3 protein-coding genes and 1 pseudogene are annotated in these 4293 nt (G+C 46.7%); 2 read left to right on the top strand and 2 right to left on the bottom strand.

Features of this window, described 5'->3' with window-relative positions:
• Positions 1–129: 129 nt before the first annotated feature.
• Complete coding sequence (locus RID09_RS03485) at positions 130–351, bottom strand: hypothetical protein (protein WP_446334562.1); 222 nt, start codon at positions 349–351, stop codon at positions 130–132.
• Between the two features lie 637 nt (positions 352–988).
• Here RID09_RS03485 and RID09_RS03490 point away from each other — a divergent pair.
• Positions 989–2686, top strand: a complete 1698-nt coding sequence (locus RID09_RS03490) for a glycosyltransferase family 39 protein (protein ID WP_446334563.1) — start codon at positions 989–991, stop codon at positions 2684–2686.
• A 69-nt stretch (positions 2687–2755) separates the two neighbouring features.
• Positions 2756–3961 carry a glycosyltransferase gene (locus RID09_RS03495; RefSeq protein WP_446334564.1) on the top strand — a complete coding sequence of 402 codons (1206 nt, stop codon included), beginning with the start codon at positions 2756–2758 and terminating at the stop codon, positions 3959–3961.
• A 118-nt stretch (positions 3962–4079) separates the two neighbouring features.
• Here the strand turns inward: RID09_RS03495 and RID09_RS03500 are convergent.
• A pseudogene (locus tag RID09_RS03500) lies at positions 4080–4293 on the bottom strand (RNA-guided endonuclease TnpB family protein); the annotation flags it as partial.

Consider the following 4293-nt stretch of genomic DNA (forward strand, 5'->3'; position numbering starts at 1 on the left):
CTGGTACTTACTCTCTGTGATTATCATTCTCATTTACCTTTTTATTCTCAATAAACCTGTCAATAAGCTCTCATCTTTTTGAAGCTTGAGGGGGAAAATGCTTTGTCTGTCAAGCTTTTGAGCTGCTTGTCACCCCTTCAGAGTCTCGACATACCGTAGCAAAGCCTGAACGGTATGTTTAGCACCTCCTGGCAGATTCTCTTGGTTTAGACACCAATTAGCAAAGGTTCTAAATTCATTGGGTGATTGAGATAGTGCAGTCTGTCCGGAATCGGGTAATGAGAAAGACTTCAGACTGATAGCTAGTCCTAAACTCAGCAGTTGAGATAATTGTGTAATTGTTCTATTCATTATTTATACCTAAATCATTCCCTATCAGTTCCTGTGCGTAACTGAACTCTCATAAGTAGTCAGGAACGGTTGCACATCGCTCTTTTTCGGGGATGGATGAAAGTATTTGGCTGGCTCGATGAGCGATCGAGATTCATCCTTAATTCTAGCTTTTATAGAACGTTACTGGAATGGGACTGATCAGCCAGAAGAACACGCGATCGCTGCTTTTGATTTTCAGTCAGACCAATGAGGTAACAGCCAGATCGTTTTGATAAGCTCTCATGCATTTAAATTGGGTACTAGTAGGGAGCAAGATGCTCCCGTCTCCTTTGGCTTCCCCGGAGTAGAAAAAGCGAAGTAACTTCTGGTCTCCCCCGTGCAAAAAAAGCTCCCGCATCCTCTGGTCTCCCCCATGAAACAAAAAGCGAAGCAACTTCTGCTCTCCCCCTTCTGAAGGGGGACGGAAGGGGGATCAGTCTTAATTCCTTGCTATATTGCCAAATCGGGCGAGTTACAGGGTGATCGCACGACAAACTCCCCGCAAGGATATGTTGCACTCCCGCCCTTTTTGTCAAGATTAATGTAGCTGAAGAAAAAGGTTGCCAAGCTGTTTTAAACTGGCAAAGAACCTACTCTTGTTCTGTCGCCCTCTCTGATGAGCCGAAGTTTCCCCCTGTCTAAACTCTCCCGGACATTTTCTTGGGCATTACTGATCGTGATTGCGATCGCGGTGCTGTTAAGGGTAATTAACCTAAGTAGCCGAGAATTTTGGTACGACGAGGTATTGTCCCTGCTGCTGTCTACGGGTCAAAAAACTTCCTATTCCACGCCGAAGGAGTTGCCTGTTACCTTAGCCGACTATACACCACTGCTAAGTTTACCTGTAGAAAACGGTATCGGTGCTATCCCAGCCACCCTGAAAAAATTACTCCAAGGATTAGCCGGTGAACCCCATCCGCCTCTATTTTTTCTGGGTCAACATCTTTGGTTGCGACTGTTCGGTAATAGTGTCGCCGCCACGCGCAGCTTGGGCGCTCTATTCAGTATCGGTGCAATCGGTAGCGCCTATGGTTTAGGTCGTCGTTTGCTGGGTCATCAAGGGGGCTTGTTATTAGCTGCTCTTTTAGGCACTAATACTTATTATCTCTTTCACTCGCTCAATGTACGCATGTATGGTCCGCTGCTGCTGTGGGTGATTCTCAGTGCTTGGGCGGCGTTAGAATTGATTGAACCCAAAAAGACGTTTCAGGACAAGGAACACAAGGATAGTGAGAGTACGGGTAAATACACTAAACTCTTATGGAATCTGGTCTTCATCGGTTCAATCGCCGCAGGTTTCCTGACTTTTTATTACTTCGCCTTTTTTATTGCCGCCTTGGTTGTCTTAGTTTTATGGTTAGATCGGCAACATTGGTGGCAACATGGACTACGGTTTACGGCGGGGATCACATTAACGATTCCCTGGGTATGGTGGGGAACCAGACAACAGCTACGGAATGCTGATTTAGAGCGGTTTGGAGCAATTCAAACCTGGATGGAAACGGTGTGGAAACACCTAGAAGGGGTGATACAAACCCTAGGAATTCATTTAGTATTGGGAGATTGGGCTACCAGTTTGCCCCTGGTGAGTACTACTGTCGCTGGGGTAGGCGCGATCGCACTCCTAGTTGTCTGTAGTATAAGTCTGTGGCGTCAGCATCACTACCGGGTTTTGGGTGTGGCGTTGCTCTTGGGGATTTTTCCCCTTGTCTTGGCGTTAACGATTGATATTCTCAAAGGTCAGTTTACCGTTGGCTTTGGCTGGGGGCGATCGATGATCTTTATTTTACCCGGATGCCTGCTCTTAATCGCCGCTTGGATTGAGCGGACAATGGGAAAATGGCGACCCCTCGCCGCCGCTTTAGTGTTAGGGTTCTATCTGGTGCTCAGTATCGGGGATTTCACATTACGCGATCGCAGGATGTTCCATCAAATCGCCGACATCATCGAGCAAGAACCCAACACTCCCACCTTAATCGTCATGAACTCTCAGGCTTGGGGTCACGTCCTCCGTTTGGCATATTATATTCCCTCAGATCTGCCCGTAACCTTACTGGCGCAAGCCCCCGCGAAATTGGCTCCGGTGTTAGAGAAAACCTTGAATACTCAAACGGGCAACTTTTCTCGCGTCATTTGGTTAGATAGCGGCGATCCCGTTTGGTCAAAACCTAAAACAGAAGCAGAAAAACTCAAGTTTCAACAAAACATCCAAACCACTTTAAAATCCCAATACCAATTGATAGAAACACAGCCACTGGTGGGAACAATGGAAGAAGACCAATTCACCGTTCACCTCTATCAACGTTCTGAGTAATGAATGATGAATTCTCAAATCAGTCCTCTATCTGATCAAGCCGCTTGAGTCAAAATTGAACAACAGCCCATGAGTATCAATCCCGCGAATTCGCTGATCTCTGTTCCGTCCGGTTCGTTTGTAGTTCCGGATGTAACCACTGTCTTATCCACGGAAGAACGTCCTCTGCGATTTTCCCTCATTATTCCCACCTACAAAGAAGCGAAGAATATTCCCCAGATTGTTGAACAATTAAGCCGATTACTCGATTCACAACTGGCGGGGGATTATGAACTGATTGTCGTAGATGACAATAGTCCAGACGACACCTGGAAAGTGGCGCTGGAACTCACGGCGGATTATCCTCAGTTACAAGTCATGCGGCGGATTGATGAAAGGGGGCTGTCTACCGCCGTGATCCGAGGATGGCAAGTTGCGCGGGGAGAGGTTTTGGGTGTGATTGATGCTGATCTCCAGCATCCCCCAGAACTGTTATTGCAGCTATGGGGTGAGATCCAACGGGGAGCAGATTTAGCCGTTGCTAGTCGCCACGTTGAAGGCGGTGGCGTCAGTGATTGGAGTATTATCCGCCGATTTTTATCTCGTGGCGCTCAGACCATTGGGTTAATCCTCTTACCAGGTGTTATCGGGCGTGTTTCTGACCCCATGAGTGGTTATTTTATGGTGCGCCGTCAATGTTTAGTCGGTCGCCCTCTGAGTCCTCTAGGGTACAAAATTTTAATTGAAGTCTTGGGTCGAGGAAGAGTCCCTTGGATTGGGGAAGTGGGTTATGTCTTTCAAGAGCGTCAAGCGGGTGAAAGTAAGGTTACTTGGAAACAGTATGTAGAGTATTTACAACACTTACTGCGCTTACGTTTATCTCTAGGACCCATTGGTCGATTCCTTCGCTTTGGTTTGGTCGGCTTCAGTGGAGTGTTTGTGGATATGACGATCTTTTATCTGCTGCGAGAGCAGGTAGAATTGGGACTAACGACCAGTGCTGTTCTGTCAGCCGAAGTCGCGATTCTCAACAATTTCTTGTGGAATGATTTATGGACGTTTGGCGATATTTCTCGACATCAACGGGGATGGCGCAAGCGGTTTAAACGATTTTTGAAGTTCAATGTGATCTGTTTAGCTGGACTCTTTCTCAATGTTTCGCTCGTGAATTTGTTGTTTAATGTTTTTGGTATTAATGAATATGTTGCCAAGTTAATCGCGATCGCGGCGGTCACGGTATTGAATTTCTGGCTCAATTTCAAGCTGAGTTGGCGCGTAACCGATGTGCGACGGTAATTGACTACCGATTTGACCTCTCCCTAAATATTCAAAATTCTCGGACTTGGTCGGGGCGGGTTTAGGTCAGTTAGTGCTTTGAACCGCAGCGTTATTGGTAAAACCCGCCCCTAAACATTCAAACAATTGACGCTCCCCGCTCTTGCATAGGCGGGGATTCTGCTGACAGAGCAGGCTGTGGAAGTTGCCATAATCTAACTCTCGCTACGGTCGTCAAACACCGTCTACCCAGTCGGTTTAGGTCAATACCTAACTTTCTGGCTACTTTTCTTAAAATATTAGCACTGCCGTTTAAATCAGCATTTACAATTGTGCCATTTCCACTACGGTAC

It is taken from the genome of Coleofasciculus sp. G1-WW12-02 (assembly GCF_040219735.1).
GTDB lineage: Bacteria > Cyanobacteriota > Cyanobacteriia > Cyanobacteriales > Coleofasciculaceae > Coleofasciculus.